Annotated in this window: 10 protein-coding genes; 5 read left to right on the forward strand and 5 right to left on the reverse strand. The window is 44.0% G+C overall.

The annotated features are described in order from the left end of the window. Positions 1–81 precede the first annotated feature (81 nt). On the reverse strand, positions 82–2,508 hold the full coding sequence (locus KTR07_RS16195) for a glycoside hydrolase N-terminal domain-containing protein (RefSeq protein WP_113748009.1): 2,427 nt from the start codon (positions 2,506–2,508) through the stop codon (positions 82–84). A 167-nt stretch (positions 2,509–2,675) separates the two neighbouring features. Here KTR07_RS16195 and KTR07_RS16200 point away from each other — a divergent pair, with 167 nt between their 5' ends. The 5 genes from KTR07_RS16200 to KTR07_RS16220 all read left to right on the forward strand — a co-directional run bounded on the left by KTR07_RS16200 (position 2,676) and on the right by KTR07_RS16220 (position 15,308). Beyond that, positions 2,676–6,719, forward strand: a complete 4,044-nt coding sequence (locus KTR07_RS16200; RefSeq protein WP_113748010.1) for a hybrid sensor histidine kinase/response regulator transcription factor — start codon at positions 2,676–2,678, stop codon at positions 6,717–6,719. A gap of 177 nt (positions 6,720–6,896) precedes the next feature. Beyond that, positions 6,897–8,918, forward strand: coding sequence for an alpha-galactosidase (locus tag KTR07_RS16205; RefSeq protein ID WP_181590406.1), 2,022 nt, complete (start codon positions 6,897–6,899; stop codon positions 8,916–8,918). Between the two features lie 8 nt (positions 8,919–8,926). After that, positions 8,927–10,873: a sialate O-acetylesterase gene (locus KTR07_RS16210; RefSeq protein WP_113748011.1), complete on the forward strand. Its 1,947-nt coding sequence runs from the start codon at positions 8,927–8,929 to the stop codon at positions 10,871–10,873. A 24-nt stretch (positions 10,874–10,897) separates the two neighbouring features. Continuing rightward, a complete protein-coding gene (locus tag KTR07_RS16215; RefSeq protein ID WP_113748012.1) occupies positions 10,898–13,054 on the forward strand; it encodes an alpha-galactosidase in 2,157 nt (718 codons plus the stop codon). 46 nt (positions 13,055–13,100) lie between these two features. Further along, entirely contained in the window at positions 13,101–15,308 is a 2,208-nt protein-coding gene (locus KTR07_RS16220) for a GH92 family glycosyl hydrolase (protein ID WP_117981539.1), read from the forward strand. A gap of 132 nt (positions 15,309–15,440) precedes the next feature. Here the strand turns inward: KTR07_RS16220 and KTR07_RS16225 are convergent, their stop codons facing one another. From KTR07_RS16225 to leuS, 4 genes are all read right to left on the reverse strand, one after another. Continuing rightward, the gene (locus tag KTR07_RS16225) at positions 15,441–16,283 is read right to left on the reverse strand and encodes an OmpA family protein (RefSeq protein WP_008767392.1); all 843 of its coding nucleotides are present in this window, start codon (positions 16,281–16,283) and stop codon (positions 15,441–15,443) included. A 161-nt stretch (positions 16,284–16,444) separates the two neighbouring features. After that, the gene (locus tag KTR07_RS16230; RefSeq protein ID WP_008767391.1) at positions 16,445–17,026 is read right to left on the reverse strand and encodes a non-canonical purine NTP diphosphatase; all 582 of its coding nucleotides are present in this window, start codon (positions 17,024–17,026) and stop codon (positions 16,445–16,447) included. 48 nt (positions 17,027–17,074) lie between these two features. Further along, positions 17,075–17,992 carry a YitT family protein gene (locus tag KTR07_RS16235; RefSeq protein WP_008767390.1) on the reverse strand — a complete coding sequence of 306 codons (918 nt, stop codon included), beginning with the start codon at positions 17,990–17,992 and terminating at the stop codon, positions 17,075–17,077. A gap of 151 nt (positions 17,993–18,143) precedes the next feature. Beyond that, positions 18,144–20,978 carry a leucine--tRNA ligase gene (gene leuS / locus KTR07_RS16240; RefSeq protein WP_117981540.1) on the reverse strand — a complete coding sequence of 945 codons (2,835 nt, stop codon included), beginning with the start codon at positions 20,976–20,978 and terminating at the stop codon, positions 18,144–18,146. Positions 20,979–21,846: the final 868 nt, after the last annotated feature.

Raw genomic sequence — 21,846 nt, forward strand, 5'->3', positions numbered from 1 at the left:
AAAAAGTTTTTCATGTTAAATAATTTTTTAAGTTGAATAATAAAATAAATATTTTCATAAAAATATTGATACTGTAATATTTTATATAAGAATAATAGTTATGCAATCATCTACATTCATTTTAATTTGTATCGAACCATCCGCATTCTTCTTCGGAATGAATGTTTTTTTGTTCAATTTCCAACGATATGCTTCAGCGTTTGGAAGACGAAGAATGAATTCTGTTGCAGCGGTAGCCTTGAATACCGTATTTTCTATCCGGGCGTTTTTCCAGCTTGCGTCTATTTCGATACCTCCACGCGCACAAAGTCCTTTGAAACTTCCGTTTTTCCATTCTTCCGGCAGACAAGACAATAATTCGATGCAATTATCATGACTTTGCAATAACATTTCTGCCATACCTGCTGCTCCGGCTGTATTTCCGTCGAAGGCGAAAATATCTTCACCTGCTCCGGCGATTCCGGCCGGGGAAACAGTGAACATATTTTCACGTGATAGTTTCCCAAGTAATTGTTTCACACTGCTATAAGCTTTTTCAGAATCTTTCAATCGGGCATAGAAGCAAATCATATTGGCACGGCTCCATTCTGTGTCTTCCCAGTCTTTGGCGGCCAGACGTTTTTCGATTGTTTTGGCGGCAGCTTGTGCCAGCTCGGGTGTCTTGTCCAATGTAATTTGGGAATAGGGATAAAGGGATAATAAATGTGTAGTATGACGATGATTGGGATGTGCCTCTTCGTAATCTTCAAACCATTCCTGTACTCCTCCGTTTGTGCTGATACGGAAAGGAGGGAGTTTGCTGATAGCGGTACGGAGGCTGTCGGCAAATGAGGCATCGACATTTAATATTTCCGTAGATTGCAGGCATGCCGAGAATATCTCATAAGCCAGTACACGGTCGCAAGTCGGCATCATAGATGCGCAAAATTCTTGTCCTTGATGGCGAAAACTGTTTTCCGGCGAGATACTAGGACCTGTTACCAAATAGTTATTTCGTGGGTCTATTACCATATAATCTAATAGAAATTCAGCATTACTTTTTAATAATGGATATGCGGTATTCTTTAAAAAATATTTATCTTGTGTGTAATCATATTGTGTCCATAAATGAGAGGCAAGCCAAGAAGATGCAGTCGGGAATAATCCCCAAAGAATACTACCTGATACAGCTGTATATCCCCATGGATTGGCTGTAGTATGTGCAGTCCATCCTTTACAACCATATAAATCTTTTGCTGTTTTTGCACCATGAATTGATAGATCTTTAATATAGTCAAAAAGAGGGAGATGACATTCTGCTAAATTACCTACATTAGCAATCCAATAATTTTGTTCAGTATTGATATCCAAATGATAATCGTTAGTCCATCCCATATGGCAAGCGAGATTATCGTTAAAAAAACCTTGTAAAGCTACAGGTAGAGGAGAATTAGGACGTGAAGAAGCGATCAACAGATAGCGAGCATATTGGAAAAATAATGCATCTAATCCAGGATCAGATTCTCCTTTCTTTACCCGTGCCCAACGTTCATCGTTTGGTAGGTGATCAAACTTTGCGTGATGCTCAAACGAAAGTCCTACCCGGGAGAAAAGTGGAGAATAGTCTTCTATATGTTTTTTCTTCAGAGTCTTAAAATCTTTCTTTGATGCTAATTCAATTGTTTTCTCACATTTTATTTTGTAGTTGTAACCAGAGAACGTATTGTTTTTAAAATTGGTACGTACATCAGATAATAAAGTGACTTCAGTAGCTTTCTCAATATAAAGTTTTTTCCCTTCAGCCTTTATTGTTCCTCCTTTTATTTGTACAGCAATACGTCCTTCAAAATGTACTCCTCCTTTACCATGTTTTTCAAATTCTGCATTACCGGTATAAATAAGTTGGTTACCGGATGCTACTACATTTGCCTGTCTGAGTAATTTCAATTCAAGTTCTATCGTTATTGCTTTTGGACGACTAGCTTTTATATGCATGGCAACTACGTCATCTGGATTAGAAGCGATACATTGGCGTATATATTCAGTATTACCTACTTTATAGCTAACTGTGTTTATAGCAGTATGTAAATCCAGTTCATGGCGATAATCTGATATTTCTCCTTGAGGATATGAAAAATTTATTTTCAAGTCACCTATGGGAAGATGTGTTCCTACTGAATGTGGGCTACCTGCCATCATATTTCCTGCGACGTGATTACCTTCTGACAAGTTATTTTCAAAAAATAGCTTTCTTACTTGATTGAGTTTTTCTCTTCCGAATGGACGTTGCTGATGTTCATCATATTCCCCTGACCACATTGTTGATTCGTTTAGAGCGAGTGTTTCTGTTTCTATGCCACCATAGATCATTACACCAAGACGACCGTTCCCCAAAGGAAGAGACTTCATCCATTCATCTGCAGGTTTATCATACCATAATTTCATTTTATTCTCGGTTGCCTTCAGTGACAGACTACCACTAACTAGAAGTGCGGCCCCTATTATCAGGCCTAATGTTACGTTTCTCATGTTATAAAATAGTTTATTTCAAAATGATATTGCAAAGGTATAGGAGAAGGGAAAAGTAAAAATGAACAAATGCGGCTATTACTGAAACAAATGCGTCAACTCCTTTTTATATACTGTTTTTTAGTGTATATTTGCGCGCACAGCCAAATATAACCACTATATAATTTATGAAGAAACACCTACTACGATTAGCTTTCATAAATGGATTGCTATTCTTATCTATTTGTATTTTTGCTCAGGAATATTCTGATTTTTATTTCACCCGTGTTAATGGAGAAAATGGTTTATCAGAGAGTAATGTAAAAGCAATCTTGCAGGATAGCTATGGATTTATGTGGTTTGGGACAAAAAATGGGCTCAACCGCTATGATGGAACTTCTATTCTCCAATTCGATTGCGATGATTTGGAGGAGGGTACAGGTAATCATAATATTGGTGCTCTTTTTGAGGATAAAGAAAGGAATTTATGGGTTGGAACAGACAGGGGTGTTTATATATATAATCCGGCGGTTGATGTATTTAAACGTTTCAAAATAGCTTCATCAGAAGGAATAACTCTTGATAACTGGGTAGCGGAAATTCTGTCTGATTCACTAGATAATATTTGGGTGTTGATTCCTGATCAGGGACTTTTTCGTTATAAAGACGGAAAGGTACATCATTATTCATTGATAGATAAAGACAATTTAAAAAATAATAATCCGGAATGTATTTGTATCAATGAGCAGGGCGAAGTATGGGTAGGTACATCAGGAATAGGTTTATTCAAGTACAATTATCGGGATGATAATTTTGAACAATATTTGACAGACCGAATGGGACGTTCGTTAATTGACAAAACAATTATAAGTATTTGTTTTCAGAAAGAAAATGCTATTTTGGGAATACATGAAGGAGATTTGCTGAAATATAATACTCGAACAGATGAGTTGAGTGAAGTTTCGTTCCTTGGTGAGAAAAAAACATTTTTGCGAGATGTAATGTGTTTTGGAGATGAAATTTGGGTAGGTTCTCTTCATGGAATTTTCATTATTAATGAGAAAGAAAATAATGTTATTCATTTGAAAGAAGACCTGATGCGTTCATTTAGTTTATCGGATAATAGTATTTATTCTATTTATAAAGATTATGAAGGAGGAATTTGGATTGGAACAATGTTTGGAGGTGTCAACTATCTGCCTAATCGTATCTTGACTTTTGCTAAATATGTACCGGGAAGCGATCCATATTCTTTAAATACCAAACGTATCCGTGGATTGGCAGAAGATAATAATGGGTGTATTTGGATAGGTACTGAAGATAATGGTGTTAATGTATTGGATCCTCGAACAGGTAAAGTACATCAGATATATGATAATGTTCCAGGTCGTCTCATTACACTATCAGTAAAACATTATGAAAATCATATATATGTTGGATTATTTAAACAAGGAATGAATGATATTAGTATACCTGGTGAACATCTTAAATACGTCAGTGATAAGGATTTGGGTATTGAAGAAGGAAGTGTATATAGTTTTTTAAAAGATAGTAAAGGTCGTACTTGGATAGGACCTGGGTGGGGATTATATGTATCACAACCTAAGGAAAGGAAATTTCACCGTGTGGAAGAAGTAGGATATAACTGGGTTTTCGATATAATGGAGGCTAGAGATGGTACAATTTGGCTTGCTACTATGGGAAATGGTGTTTGGAAATGTGATCCTAAGAATAATTCTTATAAGAATTATTCTTATAAGGAAGGAGTTGACAACTCTCTAAGCTCCAACTCCGTCAGCTCCATCATGCAGGACAGTAAAGGGAATATATGGTTCTCTACCGACCGTGGCGGTATATGCAGATATAATGAAGCGCAGGACAACTTTACCACTTTCAGTATCGAAGATGGACTACCGGATGACGTAGCTTACAACATATTGGAAGATGATGCCGGAAATCTGTGGTTTGGAACCAATAAAGGATTGGTCAAGTTCAATCCCGAGAGTGGAGATGTACGTGTCTTTACCAATAAGGACGGATTACTGGGTAATCAGTTCAATTATCAATCGGCATTGAAAGCTCAGGATGGAAGGTTCTATTTCGGTGGGGTGGACGGATTGATCGCATTTGACCCTACTGTTCAAGAGGAGGAAAAGCCGCTTCCGCCTGTCTACATTTCCAAGTTCAGTATATATAATAAGGAGGTGACGGTGCATACTCCCGAATCACCCCTGAAACAATGTATCGTACATACGGATGAAATCGTCCTGCCTTACGACCAGGCCAATATCAGCTTTGATGTGGCATTGCTCAGCTACTCTACGGCCGAGTCCAACCAATATTATTATCGTATGGAACCTCTTGACAGGGATTGGGTACGGGCTGCCAGCAACCAGAACATCTCGTATGCCAAACTTCCGCCGGGAAAATACACCTTCCGTGTGCAGGCTACTCACGGCAGCAAGTCCGAGTCGTCCACACGCTCTCTGTCTATTATCATTCTTCCTCCGTGGTGGCAGTCTATCATTGCTTACATTGTATATACCGTATGTATTATCCTGATCGTGGTTGGCACCATCTTATGGTACAAACGCCGCAAGGAGAAACAATTGGAAGAACGGCAAAAGCTGTTTGAGATCGAAAAAGAGAAGGAACTGTACGAATCCAAAGTGGACTTCTTCACAGAGATAGCGCACGAAGTGCGTACCCCTCTGACGCTGATCAACGGTCCTCTCGAAGCCATTGAGGAAATGGGGATACAGGAACCCAAGATGAAGAAGTATATCAGTGTGATGGTTCAGAACACCAAACGCCTGCTGGAACTTACCGGACAACTGCTGGACTTCCAGAAGATCGGTGCCAACAAGCTGACCATGAAATTTGAGAGCGTGGACATTACCGAACTTCTTGCCGGAATCGTGGCACGCTTTGAAGTGACATTTAGCCTGAACCGGAAAGAATTGCAATTAAAATCTACAGAAGAGCAGGTGTGGGCAGCCGTAGATAAAGAAGCAATCACCAAGATACTGAGCAACCTGCTTAATAATGCGCTGAAATACGCCAGCCAGAATGTACTGGTAGAACTGGAAAAGGGAGAAGACAGCTTTACGATTCGCGTCACCAGTGACGGAAACAAGATTCCGGCGGAAGTCAGCCAATATATATTCGAACCGTTCTATCAGGTGGACAGAAAGGAGAAGCCCCGTAATGGAGTAGGCATCGGCTTGTCTCTGGCACGTTCGCTGGCATCCCTGCATAAAGGCACGATCTATCTGGACACCCGTCAGGAAAACAATATGTTTGTACTGACCATTCCTTTGAATATGGAGGGCATTAAACAGGAGAACAACAAAGCCATACAGAAAGACATTGTCGAGCTGGACGAACATACGCCCGTCACGGCCGATATGTATGGATATACCCTCCTGCTGGTAGAAGACAATGAAAGTATGCTGACCTTTATTCTCGAACGCTTGCAGGAAAACTTCACCGTAGAGACAGCGATGAACGGGGTAGAAGCACTGGAAATATTGAGAAGCAGCCATATCGACTTGATCATCAGTGATATCATGATGCCTGTAATGGACGGATACCAACTCTGCAAGGAAGTAAAATCGGATATGGAACTTTCTCATATTCCTATTATCTTCCTGACAGCCAAGAATGACATCGACAGTAAAATCAACGGTCTGAAATATGGTGCGGAAGCATACGTTGAGAAACCTTTCTCTTTCAATTATCTGAAAGAACAAGTCCTGTCCTTGCTTGACAACAGACGCAGGGAAAGAGAAGCCTTTGCAAAACGCCCCTTCTTTTCTGTCAACAATATGCAGATGAACAAGGCGGACGAAGAATTTATGAATAAGGTGATCAAGGTCATTGAAGATAACATAACCGATGATAATTTCGGTGTAGAACGAATGGCGGATATACTCTGCATGAGCCGTTCCAGTTTGTTAAGGAAAATCAAGACACTGTTCAACTTGTCTCCGCTCGATTTTATCCGGTTGATCAAGCTGAAGAAGGCAGCCGAGTTTATTCAGGAAGGTAAATACCGGATCGGAGATATCTGCTATATGGTCGGCATCAATTCGCCGTCTTATTTCAGTAAGTTATTCCTGAAACAATTCGGCATGACACCCAAAGATTTTGAGAAACAATATCAATCCGGCAAGCAGATCATTATCACGCAGGAGATAAAGAATGTCGAGGCAGGAGAGGGCACAAAATAGATAAAATACCTCTCTTAGCCCCCATTGGAGCTTATTTGCCGTATTTTTATCATTTTTTGAATCGTTTGTATATAGTAAAGGAGATGCCAATCCTTACCTTTGTGGCATACCTCAATAAGAGAAAAAGGTTTCTTATTCGGGTATGCTTCATTTTTTTACATAAGAACATTGTACCATATGAAAAACCAAAAGCTACTATTAAAAAAAATGTCGGGAGTATCCCTGATGCTTCTTCTGTTTCTTTTCTTTTCCAACTGTGCCAGTGGAGACAAGATTTTCTCTACCGATGTATGGAATATCACTTACGATGATCAGCAAGGGGGGATAGCACTCACCTATAAGTCAAAAAATATTTGTAACGGAATGTATGCTTCCTATCAATGGGAAGGGAAGGAGATCAAGACGAGTGACTATGCCCGCCATAAAATCAGTACGGGCAAAGTTTCCGATTCTTTCGGGAAAGGACATATATATAAGGTGGAGTATACGGATAAGGAACTTCCGAAGCTGACTCAGTATTTCTATCTTTATCCGGGTAAGGAATATATACTGACCGATTTTACAGTCGAAGCGAAAGAAGAAATCAGTTCCGGCAGAATGGCTCCTGTCAATGTCGATTCTATATCCGGATTCTTGCAGGCAAGTGATAACCGTGCCCTTTTTGTTCCGTTCGACAATGACAAATGGATCAGATATCAGTCTCATCCGCTTGGTTTCGATACATTGGTGAGTTATGAAGTGACAGCCATATTCAATAATGAAAGCCGGAACGGTCTGGTGATCGGCTCCGTAGAACATGATAACTGGAAAACAGGTATTTCAATAGGTAAGGGGGATCGTGATAACATTGGTTCGCTGGTATGTTATGGGGGCATAGCAGATGAGCAGACTCGTGACGTAAAGGCTCACGGTGCATTAGCAGGTAAAAAGATTAAATCCCCTAAAGTCTTTTTGGGTTTCTTTGAAAATTGGTGCGATGGACTTGAAGCGTATGCAAAAGCCAACGCTGTAATTGCCCCTCCCAAAGCATGGGAGAAAGCTGTTCCATTTGGTTGGAACAGCTGGGGGGCATTACAATTCAATCTGACTTATGAGAAAGCGATGGAAGTCTCTGATTATTTCAAGGAGAATCTGCAGAACAATCATTTTGTAAACCCTGATCAGACTGTCTATATCGGTCTGGATTCCGGTTGGGACTGTATGAATGAGGAGCAACTGAAGTCATTTATCGAAAAGTGTAAGTCGAACGGACAGATCGGTGGTATCTACTGGACTCCGTTCACCGACTGGGCACGCGATCCGGAACGGACGGTAGATGCCGCACCGGAATATAAATACAAAGATATCTATCTCTATGCCAACGGAAAGCCGCAGGAACTGGACGGCGCCTATGCAGTCGATCCAACACATCCGGCAGTGGAAGCTATGATGAAGAAGACTTCCGGTTTGTTCCACCGTGCAGGATTCGAGTATGTGAAGATGGACTTCATGACACACGGTGCGATGGAAGCGGACAAATGGTATAATCCTGAGATTACCACAGGTATACAGGGATATAATTATGGCATGAAACTGCTCAATCAATATTTTGGAGATATGTATATCAATCTCTCCATTTCTCCTGTTTTTCCCGCTCAGTATGCGCAGTCACGCAGAATAGCCTGTGATGCGTGGAACCAGATCAAGGATACCGAATATACATTGAACGCTCTTTCATACGGCTGGTGGCAGAAGTATATCTACCAATATAATGATGCCGATCATATTGTACTGAGAGATGCTACCGACGGAGAAAACCGTGCCCGTATTACTTCGGGTGTCATTACGGGTATTTACATTACAGGAGACGATTTCAGTGTGGGAGGAGGAAAAGACGCCAAAGAGAAGTCACAGAAATATCTGACCAATGCGGCAGTGAATGCGGTGGCGACAGGAGAAGTGTTCCGTCCTGTGGAAGGAAACGGAGAGAAGTCGGAACATATCTTTGTAAGAAAGACACCCGATGGTCGTTTCCATTGTGCGGTATTCAACTACTCGGACCAGGAACAGACAACTGTGCTTTCGTTGGAAAGAATAGGATTGGACAAGGCACGCAACTATCAGGTGAAGGAGTTGTGGAGCGGCAACGAGACTTCTGCCACAGGACAGCTTGAAGTGACCGTACCCTCCAAAGACGTGCAATTACTTGAATTTAAATAACCGAAGAAATGAAAAAATATCAATTAACACTCTTATCGTTATGTGTGGCAGCCTTTGCGCAAGCGAAGGTCACATTGCCGTCATTCTTTACCGATAATATGGTTATTCAGCAAAACAGTCAGCTGACGTTACCGGGAAAAGCGAAAGCCGGTAAACAAGTGACTGTGAAGGTGAGCTGGAATCATGAGAAATATACGGCTAAAGCGTCAGCTGATGGTCATTTTAGTATAGAAGTCCCGACTCCGCCTGCCGGAGGACCTTATCAGATCACTGTTTCGGATGGTGAGAAACTGGTGCTGAACAACGTCCTATCGGGAGAAGTCTGGATCTGTTCCGGTCAGTCGAATATGGAAATGCCCGTTGCCGGATGGGGAAAAGTGATGAATTACGAACAGGAGGTTGCCGATGCCAATTATCCTTCCATCCGTCTGTTGCAGGTAAAGAAGACCGTCGCTTTCTCTCCGCAGGATAACGTAGAAATGAATATGAACGGTTGGCAGGAATGTAGTTCCGCTACTGTATCGGAGTTTTCTTCCGTCGCTTATTTCTATGCCCGTAAGTTGTGGAAAGAACTGAATGTGCCCGTTGGGGTGATTGACTGTACTTGGGGCGGCACACCTGCCGAATCGTGGACAAGCCATCAGACATTGAAGCGAGTCATGGGATTCCAGAAAAAGATGGCCGAAATGGAAAGCGCAGGCTTCCAAAGAGAGAAACTTGTCGAACTTTACCATCGGGAAATGGACGAGTGGCTTCAGCAGTTCGATGCCAGGGATGCCGGATTCAAAGACGGAGCTCCCCAATGGATATCAGCTCTTCAGACAGGGAATGAATGGAAACCGATGGAACTGCCCGCCTACTGGGAAACTCGCGGACTGAATTTTGACGGTACTGTCTGGTTCCAGAAAGAAGTGGAAATACCTGCCGACTGGAGCGGCAAGGAAATCTCTTTCCATCTGGCTATGATCGACGACGACGATATCACTTACTTTAACGGAAAAGAGATAGGAAGAACTTCGGGATGTAATACGATGCGTACCTATAAGATTCCCGCAACCTTGGCAAAGGCAGGTAAAGGGGTTATCACCATTCGTGCCATAGATTATGGAGGTGAAGGTGGTATCCATGGAGAACCTCAGCAGATGTATATGGAAGCGAACGGCAAGAAGATTTCCTTGGCGGGCAACTGGAACTATCACACTGGAGTATCGATGACCGGTGCACCTTCCAGACCATTGTCTCCCGAAGGAACCGGCTGGCCGACATCCTGTTACCCGACCGTACTTTACAATGCAATGATACATCCTTTTACTGTTTTTCCTATCAAGGGTGCTATCTGGTATCAGGGAGAAAATAATGTAGGATTCGACGAGCAGTACAGAGTACTTTTCCAATCAATGATTACAGATTGGAGAAGGGCATGGAAACAGGATTTTCCTTTCTACTTTGTGCAGTTGGCCAATTATCTGAAGCCGGAAGAAGTGCAGCCGGACTCCAAATGGGCGGCTCTCCGTGATGCACAAGCACATGCGCTGCATCTGCCTAATACAGGTATGGCATGTGCCATCGACCTCGGCGAAGCTTATGATATCCACCCGAAAAACAAACAGGAAGTAGGAAAGCGACTGGCGCAAGCGGCATTGGCGAAGACCTATAACAAAAGTACATACGAAGTGCCTGCATTCCTTGGATACCGCATTTCGGGACGTACGCTGATTCTTAGTTTCGATCAGGAAGTAGTAGCCAAAGAAGGGGCTCCGAAAGGCTTTATACTGGCGGGACCGGACGGGAAATACGTTCCGGCACAGGCTACCATCCGGGGAAAAGAAGTCATTCTGCAATCCGACCGGATAGAAATACCGACGGCGGCTTGCTATGCGTGGGCAGACAATCCTGTTTGTAATCTATATGGCAAGAGCGGGCTTCCCGTACCCCCGTTCCGCACCAGAGAATAAATATCAACCATAACAATGTAAACCATGAAATTAAAAGCATTCTTACTTTTTTTTCTATTAAGTTCTTTTTCTCTTTTGCAGGCTGCCGACAAGCCGCTGATCAAAATAGAAACCGAACGGACCAGCCTTATCTATCAAGTAGCTGACAACGGACGTCTGTATCAGAAATACTTGGGCAAAAAGCTTAACCATGATTCCGATATCCAGTATCTGCCACAAGGGACTGAAGCTTATCTGACTCACGGTATGGAGGACTACTTTGAACCGGCTATTCACATACGTCATAATGATAATAACTCTTCATTGCTGCTGAAATACATAGATCATTCGAGCAATGTCATCGATAACGGGGTCAACGAAACCGTAATTACCCTTAAGGATGATAAATACCCTGTGACCGTGAAGCTGCATTATGTGGCTTACGGCAAAGAGAACATTATCCGTACGTTTAGTGAGATCAGCCATGAAGAGAAGAAGCCTGTGATACTTTGCAAGTATGCTTCATCAATGCTTCACTTGAACAGCAGCAAGTATTTCCTGACTGAATTTTCCGGTGACTGGGCACACGAAGCCAACGTGACCGAAAGAGAACTGGCTTTCGGTAAAAAGGTGATCGATACGAAGTTGGGCGCACGTGCCAATATGTTTGTATCTCCTTTCTTCCAGCTGGCTCTTGACAATCCTTCGCAGGAGAATGCAGGCGAAGTGCTGGTAGGAACTATCGGGTGGACGGGTAATTTCCGTTTTACTTTCGAAGTGGACAATAAAAACGAACTGCGCATTATCAGCGGTATCAACCCGTACGACTCCGAATACAGCCTGCCCGCCAAAGAAGTGTTTCGTACTCCGGACTTCTATTTCACTTACAGCACGCAGGGGAAAGGTGAGGCCAGCCGCAGCTTCCATGACTGGGCGCGCAATCATCAGGTGAAAAACGGTAATGATACCCGTATGACTTTGCTCAACAACTGGGAGTCTACCTATTTTGACTTTGATGAAAACAAACTGATCGGCTTGATGGATGAGGCTACCAAGCTGGGCGTAGATATGTTCCTGCTGGACGATGGTTGGTTTGCCAACAAATATCCCCGTAGCAGTGACCATCAGGGTTTGGGCGACTGGGAAGAGACTGCCGGCAAACTTCCGAACGGAGTAGGGCGTCTTGTTGAAGAAGCACAAAAGAAAGGTATCAAGTTCGGTATATGGATAGAGCCGGAAATGGTGAATCCCAAAAGCGAGCTTTACGAAAAGCATAAGGACTGGGTGATTCATCTGCCTAACCGTGATGAATACTACTTCCGCAACCAGATGGTTCTCGACCTTAGCAATCCGAAAGTACAGGATCATGTATTCGGCGTGGTGGACAACCTGATGACCAAATATCCCGGCATCGATTTCTTTAAATGGGACTGCAACAGCCCGATTACGAATATCTATTCGGTGTATCTGAAAGATAAACAGTCTCATCTGTACGTTGATTATGTGCGCGGACTTTACAAGGTGCTGGACAGAATCAAGGCTAAATATCCTAATCTTCCGATGATGCTGTGTGCCGGTGGCGGCGGACGCTCCGACTATGAAGCATTGAAGTACTTCACAGAGTTCTGGCCAAGCGACAATACCGATCCTATCGAACGTCTGTTTATCCAATGGGGCTATTCGCAGATCTTCCCGAGTAAGACACTGTGTGCCCACGTCACTACCTGGAACCGTGGAACCAGTATCAAGTTCCGTACCGATGTAGCCATGATGTGCAAATTAGGATTCGACATCAAACTGGAAGACATGAATCAGAATGAGCACTTGTACTGTGATCTGGCAGTCAAGAACTACAACCGTCTGAAACCTGTTATCCTTGAAGGTGATATGTATCGCCTTGTTTCTCCTTACGGAAGCAACCATACTTCTTCCATGTTTGTAGGCAAGGACAAGAAAACAGCTGCGGTATTCGCCTTCGATATCCATCCGCGCTATGCGGAAAAGACACTGCCTGTCCGCCTGCAAGGACTGGATGCCGACAAGAAGTACCGTGTGAAGGAAATCAATATGATGCCCGGCAACGGTTCCTCATTGAAGGGTAACGACCAGGTTTTCTCCGGAGAATATCTGATGAACGTCGGACTGGATCTTTTCACAACGCAGCAGCTCAACAGCCGGCTTATTGAAATAACAGCAGAATAAAAAGCTATAGACATAAGAAACATATCTTATAAAAACACTACGAACCATGAAGAAATTACTTTTAAGTGTATGTGCATTTTCATTGACTCTTGCTACGTTGCAGGCAGGGGAAATCACTAAATATGTAAATCCGTTTATTGGAACGGGGGCCATCGATGGGGGACTTTCGGGTAATAATTACCCGGGGGCAACCTCACCGTTCGGTATGATACAGCTTTCTCCGGACACCAGCGAAGCTCCCAACTGGGGGGACGCTTCCGGCTACGACTATAACCGGAATACAATCTTCGGTTTCAGCCATACCCGCCTGAGCGGGACAGGAGCTTCGGACCTGATCGACATTACATTGATGCCGACCAGCAGCGGACGCACTTCTTCCGCATTCACGCACGACGAAGAGAAAGCCCGTCCCGGCTATTATCAGGTAATGCTGAAAGATGAAGGTATTAATGCAGAGCTTACCACTACTCAGAGAAACGGTATCCACCGCTATCAATATCCCGCCGGTAAAGATGCGGAGATTATACTGGATATGGACCACTCGGCAGATAAGGGCAGTTGGGGACGCCGGATCATTAACTCTCAGATCCGCATTCTGAATGACCATGCAGTGGAAGGTTACCGTATCATTACGGGATGGGCGAAACTGCGCAAGATTTATTTCTATATGGAGTTTTCCAGTCCTATCCTTACTTCTACGCTGAGAGACGGCGGTCGTGTTCATGAAAACACAGCCGTGATCAACGGTACGAATCTTCATGGCTGTTTCCGTTTCGGCCAACTGAATGGCAAGCCACTGACATGTAAGGTAGCCCTTTCGTCCGTCTCTATGGAGAATGCTCGTCAGAACATGGAACAGGAAGCACCGCACTGGGACTTCGACCGCTATGTGGCTGCTGCGGACGCTGATTGGGAAAAACAACTGGGAAAGATCGAAGTGAAAGGTACGGAAGTGCAGAAAGAGATATTCTATACGGCTCTTTACCACACTATGATACAGCCTAACACCATGTCCGACGTGAATGGCGAATACATGGCTGCCGACTATACGACCCGCAAGGTGGCGAACAATGAAACTCATTACACCACTTTCTCCCTGTGGGATACTTTCCGTGCCTCTCATCCTCTCTACACGTTGCTGGAACCCGAACGGGTGACTGACTTCGTGAAGAGCATGATACGCCAGTATGAATATTACGGCTACCTGCCTATCTGGCAATTATGGGGACAGGACAATTACTGTATGATCGGTAACCACTCCATCCCTGTGATTACTGATGCCATCCTGAAAGGTATTCCCGGAATTGATGTGGAGAAGGCCTATGAAGCAGTCTATAACAGTTCGGTAACCTCACACCCCAACTCTCCTTTTGAGGTATGGGAGAAATACGGCTTTATGCCCGAAAACATTCAGACTCAATCTGTCTCCATCACTCTGGAGCAGGCTTTTGATGACTGGTGTGTTGCCCAACTGGCTGCAAAATTGAACAAGGATGCCGATTATCAGCGATTCCACAAACGCTCCGAATATTACCGGAACCTTTTCCATCCGAAAACGAAGTTCTTCCAGTCCAAGAATGACAAAGGAGAATGGATCGAGCCTTTCGACCCGTATCAATACGGTGGAAACGGCGGGCATCCGTTTACCGAAGGAAACGCATGGCAATACTTTTGGTATGTTCCGCACAACATCCAAGCTTTGATGGAACTGACAGGAGGAACGAAAGCCTTTGAACAAAAGCTGGATACTTTCTTTACCTCTACCTATAAGAGTGAGCAGATGAATCATAACGCTTCGGGATTTGTGGGACAGTATGCACATGGTAATGAGCCCAGTCATCACGTAGCTTATCTCTATAATTTTGCAGGTCAGCCGTGGAAGACGCAGAAGTATGTCAGCCATATTCTGAACACGCTGTATAACAACACTTCTTCGGGATATGCCGGAAATGATGACTGCGGTCAGATGTCTGCCTGGTATGTATTCAGTGCGATGGGATTCTATCCGGTCAATCCTGCCGACGGCCGGTATATCATCGGTTCCCCGCTTTTGGATGAGTGTACTTTGAAACTGGCAGGTAATAAGGAATTCCGTATCCGGACCATCCGCAAGTCTCCCGAAGATATCTACATTCAGTCGGTGACTTTGAACGGGAAGAAACACAAAGATTTCTTCATCACTCATCAGGACATCATGAACGGTGGTACGATGGTGTTCAAGATGGGTAAGAAACCATCCGGATGGGGAAAGTAAACAGTATGAATTCAGATATTGTATCTAATAGAAACATGGATGAGTTATATCATTAGGGCAATAAATATTATAGCCTTGTTTCTATATAATAAGAGACTGTCTACCTTCTGACAGTCTCTTATTATTATTTTCTTATTTAACCTCTTCGGAAGTCTGTAACATCTGGAATAGCTTGTCCAGCTTTGGAGCCATGATAATCTCCGTACGGCGGTTCTTGCTTCTGCCTTCCGCAGTTTCATTGTCGTCAACAGGCATATATTCGCCGCGACCGCTGGGCTGTATCTGCAAAGGATTTACACCGTAGTTCTTAATCAGGATACGTACGACGGAGGTAGCACGAATCACGCTCAAATCCCAGTTGTCTTTGAACTGTACGGTGTTGATCGGTTTATTGTCAGTGTGACCTTCGATGAATACGTCGATGTCGGTCTGCTTGTTCAGGACTTCCGCCAATTTGCCGAGAGCTTCCTCTCCGCGTTTATCCAGACGGGCGCTTCCTGACTGGAACAGCAATTTGTCCGACATTGCCACATACACCTTTCCATCCTTTTCACGAACCGTCAGTTCGTCTGTGCTAAAGCCCAGTAACGCGTCTTTCACACTGTTCAGCAGTTGTTTCACTTTCTCGTTCTGAGCGTTGATCATGTCCTGCAACTCGTTGATGGTGCGTTCTCTTTCGCTAAGTTCGTTTTTCTTCTGACTCAACAAGGCATTCAGTTTTTCCTGTTCCGTCATGTTAGTACTAAGCATGCTCTGATACTGACGGATACTGTTTCCCATCTGGGTGGTATCACGCAGGAGCTTCTTGATTTGTGCTGACAGCTGGTCGCCCGTGTTGCGGCAATCAGTCAATAAACTTTGCAAGCTGTCGATACTTGCAATACGTGCGGCTTCTGTCATCATGAACTTCTTTTTCGTTACACATGAAGTACATAATAACAATGTAAGGAAAGTAAATAATGCAATTTTCTTCATTACGCTTTATTTTTTTTGCAAAGAAATAATTTTCTTCTGAAGATTACAAAAATTCTTTTATTAAACTCTGTGTCATATAGTTAAGAAATGGCCTGAGAGAATTTTACTGCTGGCACTTCGTTGATGTCAAGACAGGCTGTTGTGCGGAATATGCTAAAGAATCAGCGTTGCAGAAACTCGCAAAGTTTCTGTACAGCCAGTGCACGGTGACTGATCTTGTTCTTTGTTTCGTTTCCCAGTTCGGCAAAAGTCTGTTCGTACCCTTCGGGCTTGAATATCGGGTCATAACCGAAGCCGGAATCTCCGCGCTTCTCTTTGATGATTTCCCCTTTGATCACACCTTCAAAGAGATATTCCTTTCCGTCGAGAATCAGCGAAATGGCAGTGCGGAATTGCGCTTTCCGATTCTCTTTTCCTTCCAGTTCGTGGAGCAGCTTGCGCATATTCGCCTGAGCATCGTGGCCTTCGCCTTCGGCATAACGGGCGGAGTACACGCCGGGCGCTCCGTTCAGAGCTTCCACTTCCAGTCCGGTGTCATCGGCAAAGCAGTCCAACTGATAGTTCCGGTAGATAAAAGAAGATTTCAGCAAGGCATTTCCTTCCAGCGTTTCGGCTGTTTCGGGGATGTCCGTGTGGCAGTCAATGTCATTCAGACTGAGCAGTTCTACCTTATCCCCAAGGATAGCGGCTACTTCTTCGAGCTTATGAGCATTGTTAGTGGCAAATACAAGTTTGCGTTTCATGGTCTTATTCTTGTTTTTTAGTGGAATTATCCAGATTCATTCACCTGTTTATTTCACTTTCAACTGATCGAACCCTTCGCCATACACCCCGATGACGGAACTTTGCGAGATGAAAGCGTTCGGATCGATACGTTTTACCAGTCGGAAGATATCCAGCGACTGACGCCTTTTGGCCAGTACGACCAATACTTTTACATCGTTTTTGCTGTACCATCCGGTGCCGTTGAGCACGGTCACCCCACGGTCAGTATCTTTGATGATGCGGTCGGCTATCTCATCATACTTCTTGGAGAAGATGAAGAACTGTACGGACTGACGGGCGCTGTTGATAATCCAGTCGAGCACGACACCAATGATGAACAGGGTGACGAAACCGAAGATTACCCGACGCCAGTCGTGAAACACAAAGTAACAGGAACTGATGATGAACACATCACAAATCATGATCATCCTTCCAAGTGATACGTCTTTGTATTTGTTGACAATAGCAGCGATGATGTCCGTTCCTCCGGTACTGCCGTTATAATTGAAAGTAATGCCCAGACCTACACCGCACATAGCCGCACCGATGATACAAGCCATAAAGTCCTGTCCGCTGCCGAGCAGCAGAGGCTTTCCGTCGGCCGACATATCGGGCGTTTGTATGTAGTTGTTTACCAACACTTGGAATATCCATAGCAGGAAAGTCAGCATGAAAATTGCATAAGTAGTCTTTATGCTGAATCGCGGACCTAATATCTTGATGGCAAATGTCATCAGAACCGCATTGATGATGAAGTACGACCACTGGATAGGAAATCCCGTTGCGTAATAAATGATAGCCCCGATACCGGTAGTACCCCCTGTCGTTATCTGGTAAGGCAGCAGAAATGCCGCCCATCCCAAAGCATAACTGATCAATCCGAGAGTGATGTAGATATAATCCTTCACTTCTCTCATTATTTCCGCTTTTGCTGGTTTGCGCATTTAATTAATAGGTAATAAGTATTAAGTAATAGGTAATAAGTCGTAGTCGATAGGTACAGGTAATAAGTATTAAGTATTAGGTATTAACCTTGCGGATATGCTCGGAAAGCAGCTACGGTTATTACCTATTACTTATTACCTGTTACTTATTTTAAACTACCACATTTACAATCTTCTTCGGCACCACGATGATCTTCTTCGGTGTTTTGCCTTCGATCCACTTCTGCGAACGTTCGTCGGCTAATACGGCAGCCTGGATGGCATCCGAAGCGGCATCAGCGTCAAACTCCATGTTGAAGCGTGCTTTTCCGTTGAAGGAGATGGTATAGTTGATCGTATCTTCTTTCAGATATTCTTCGTTGTATGCGGGCCATGCGGCGTCACATACGGAAGTTTCGTGTCCCAGTGTATCCCACAGTTCTTCGCAAACGTGCGGAGCGAAAGGAGCGAGGGTGATAACGAGCTGTTCCAGTATCTCTTTCTTGTTGCATTTCAAGTTGGAGAGTTCGTTGACACAGATCATGAATGCGCTGACAGACGTATTGTAAGAGAACTGTTCGATATCTCCCGTTACTTTCTTGATCAGTTTGTGCAGGCTCTTCAACTCTTCCTTCGTTGCAGGCTCGTCTTTCACCAGATATTCGTCGGTACGGTTGTAGAACAATGACCAGAACTTACGGATAAAGCGGTGTACACCGTCGATACCGTTCGTATCCCAAGGCTTGGACTGCTCAACCGGACCGAGGAACATTTCGTACATACGAAGGGTGTCTGCACCGTATTTTTCCACAATCATATCCGGATTGACTACGTTGAACATTGATTTACTCATCTTCTCAACCGCCCATCCGCAGATGTATTTTCCGTCTTCGAGGATAAACTCTGCTTCCGCATATTCGGGACGCCATGCCTTGAATGCTTCCAGGTCGAGGATATCATTGGATACGATGTTTACATCCACATGAAGTGGAGTCACTTCGTATTGGTCTTTCAGGTTCAGTGAAACGAAGGTGTGAGTATCTTTGATGCGATATACAAAGTTGCTGCGGCCTTGAATCATGCCTTGGTTTACTAACTTCTGGAACGGTTCTTCTACTACCGATGCACCTACATCGTGCAGGAACTTATTCCAGAAACGGGAGTAGATCAAGTGTCCGGTAGCGTGTTCCGTTCCTCCTACATAAAGGTCTACGTTTTTCCAGTATTCGTCCACTTTCGGGTCCACCAATGCTTTGTTGTTGTGCGGGTCCATGTAGCGCAGATAGTATGCGGAAGAACCGGCGAATCCCGGCATGGTGTTCAGTTCCAGCGGGAAGATGGTAACGTTGTCGATCTTTTCGTTTTCTACTGTGCACTTGTTTACCGTGTCCCACGCCCATTCCTTGGCGTGTCCCAATGGAGGTTCGCCTGTTTCGGTGGGGAGGAACTTGTCTACTTCCGGAAGTTCCAGCGGCAGACAGTCTTCGTCGATCATGTACGGCATTCCGTCTTTGTAGTATACAGGGAACGGTTCCCCCCAGTAGCGCTGGCGTGAGAAAATGGCGTCGCGAAGACGGTAGTTCACTTTCACACGTCCCAGATTATGTTCTTTCACATATTGCTTGGTCTTTTCGATGGCTTCCTTGATGGTCAGTCCGTTCAGAGACAGGTCACAGTACGGAGTTACATCCGGACGCGGAGAGTTGCAGACGATACCTTCCTTGGCATCGAAGCTTTCTTCGCTTACGTCACAACCTTCTACCAACGGGCGGATTTCGAGTCCGAAATGCTTGGCGAAAGCATAGTCGCGGCTATCGTGGGCGGGTACGGCCATGATGGCTCCTGTTCCGTATCCTGCCAATACGTAATCGCTGATCCAGATGGGCACTGCTTCACCTGTAAACGGATTGATAGCATACGAACCGCTGAAAACACCGGTCACGCTGCGGTCGGCGATGCGTTCGCGTTCCGTACGTTTCTTGGTGCGGTCAAGGTAGGCGTCTACTTCTGCTTTCTGGGCGGGAGTGGTCAGCTGGGCTACCAGATCACTTTCCGGAGCCAGAACCATGAAGGTCACACCGAACATGGTATCTGCACGGGTAGTAAAGATGGTAAATTCGAGATCGCTGTCTTTTACCTTGAACTGTACTTCGGCACCTTCGGAGCGTCCGATCCAGTTCTTTTGAGTTTCTTTCAGTGATTCGGTCCAGTCGATGGTATCCAGTCCGTCGAGCAGACGCTGAGCGTAAGCGGATACACGCAGACACCACTGGCGCATCTTCTTCTGGACTACGGGGAAGCCGCCGCGTTCGCTGACGCCGTCTATGACTTCGTCATTTGCCAATACGGTTCCCAGTGCCTGGCACCAGTTCACCATCGTTTCGCCGAGGTAGGCGATGCGGTAGTTCATCAGGATTTCCTGCTGTTCCTTTTCGCTTTTGGCTTTCCATTCTTCGGCGGTAAAGCTGATTTCTTCGCTGCAAGCGGCGTTGAGTCCTTGGTTTCCGTAGATTGCGAATGCGTCGATCAGTTCCTGGATAGGGCGTGCCTGCTGTTCGTCGTTGCAGTAGTAGCTGTTGAACATCTTTTGGAAAGCCCATTGGGTCCAGTGATAATATTCGGGTTCGCACGTACGGATTTCACGGCTCCAGTCGAAAGAGAAGCCTATTTTGTCGAGTTGCTCGCGATAGCGGTCGATATTAGCTTTAGTAGTAATTGCGGGATGCTGTCCGGTCTGAATAGCGTATTGTTCCGCCGGCAAACCGTATGCGTCATATCCCATCGGATTGAGTACATTGAAGCCACGCAGTCGTTTGTAACGGGCGTAAATGTCCGAAGCGATGTATCCCAGCGGATGCCCTACGTGCAGTCCGGCCCCTGACGGGTAAGGGAACATATTCAATACATAGAATTTCTGCTTCGATTCGTCTTCCGTAACCTGGTAGGTTTTCTCTTCCACCCACCTTTGCTGCCACTTCTTTTCAATCTCCCTGAAATTGTACTCCATAGTGATAAAGTTTTTATTTATAGTGATTTATACTGTTATTTCAATTTGAGCCAGCAAATTTACGTGTTTATTTTCAGATAACCACGTAGTGAGTGAAAAAAACCTTTCTTTTATAATAAGGTATTGCCCGAATAACAAGGTAATACCTGATAAATGAAGAAATATCACGGCAAATACCGTCCGGCTATTGACTTTCTTGTTTTTATTTCGTATATTTGGAGGAATATAAAACGGAATAGTAATGATAGGATATATAAAAATTATAACATAAGTTCAATAGGTGGATGTGCAGAATTGCATAGCCAGGATAACGAATGGGCAAGAAACTGCGAAGGTTCTTGCCCATTTTTGTTATAATAATTCTATTGAGGCCGCTGGAAACGCCTAAAAATAGTTTATAATAAACTTGGGGACCGTTTATAATAAACTCTCTCGTTATTTATTAAAAACGATGAAGGAGTTTATTCGATTCCGGGGGTGTAGTGTAAGAAAGGGAGAAAACTTTTTTTTGAGTAAAGTTCTCTTCCTTTCTTTATGCGGTAAAAATGTGATATATTAATAGGACTGTTTTGATAGTGGTGATTTGTTTACAAACGGGCGCTTCTATCTGTAAGACTCTCTTTTTCGTTAGACTTTTGGATAATATGTTTCTTTCATTTGGTATTATTATATACGTATTAATGTGAGTATATTTGGGGAGGATTGTTTGATCGTTTATAATACAAAGAATATGGATAAAATGTGAGTGTATACTGGTTATAGTTGAAGTCCTGTCGGGATAATCTTTTTAGAGTGTTAGCTGAAAAAGCCTTTAAATAAACGTTAAACTAGCCTGGATACCGACTAAAAAGTATTTTTTCCAACCTAT

The organism is Bacteroides sp. MSK.20.82 (assembly GCF_019052485.1).
GTDB classification, from domain to species: domain Bacteria; phylum Bacteroidota; class Bacteroidia; order Bacteroidales; family Bacteroidaceae; genus Bacteroides; species Bacteroides thetaiotaomicron.

Bases quoted from the DNA above. Each gene is read 5' to 3' on its own strand.
- KTR07_RS16195 (WP_113748009.1), bottom strand. From the start codon at position 2,508: ATGAGAAACGTAACATTAGGCCTGATAATAGGGGCCGCACTTCTAGTT.
- KTR07_RS16200 (WP_113748010.1), top strand. From the start codon at position 2,676: ATGAAGAAACACCTACTACGATTAGCTTTCATAAATGGATTGCTATTC.
- KTR07_RS16205 (WP_181590406.1), top strand. From the start codon at position 6,897: ATGAAAAACCAAAAGCTACTATTAAAAAAAATGTCGGGAGTATCCCTG.
- KTR07_RS16210 (WP_113748011.1), top strand. From the start codon at position 8,927: ATGAAAAAATATCAATTAACACTCTTATCGTTATGTGTGGCAGCCTTT.
- KTR07_RS16215 (WP_113748012.1), top strand. From the start codon at position 10,898: ATGAAATTAAAAGCATTCTTACTTTTTTTTCTATTAAGTTCTTTTTCT.
- KTR07_RS16220 (WP_117981539.1), top strand. From the start codon at position 13,101: ATGAAGAAATTACTTTTAAGTGTATGTGCATTTTCATTGACTCTTGCT.
- KTR07_RS16225 (WP_008767392.1), bottom strand. From the start codon at position 16,283: ATGAAGAAAATTGCATTATTTACTTTCCTTACATTGTTATTATGTACT.
- KTR07_RS16230 (WP_008767391.1), bottom strand. From the start codon at position 17,026: ATGAAACGCAAACTTGTATTTGCCACTAACAATGCTCATAAGCTCGAA.
- KTR07_RS16235 (WP_008767390.1), bottom strand. From the start codon at position 17,992: ATGCGCAAACCAGCAAAAGCGGAAATAATGAGAGAAGTGAAGGATTAT.
- leuS (WP_117981540.1), bottom strand. From the start codon at position 20,978: ATGGAGTACAATTTCAGGGAGATTGAAAAGAAGTGGCAGCAAAGGTGG.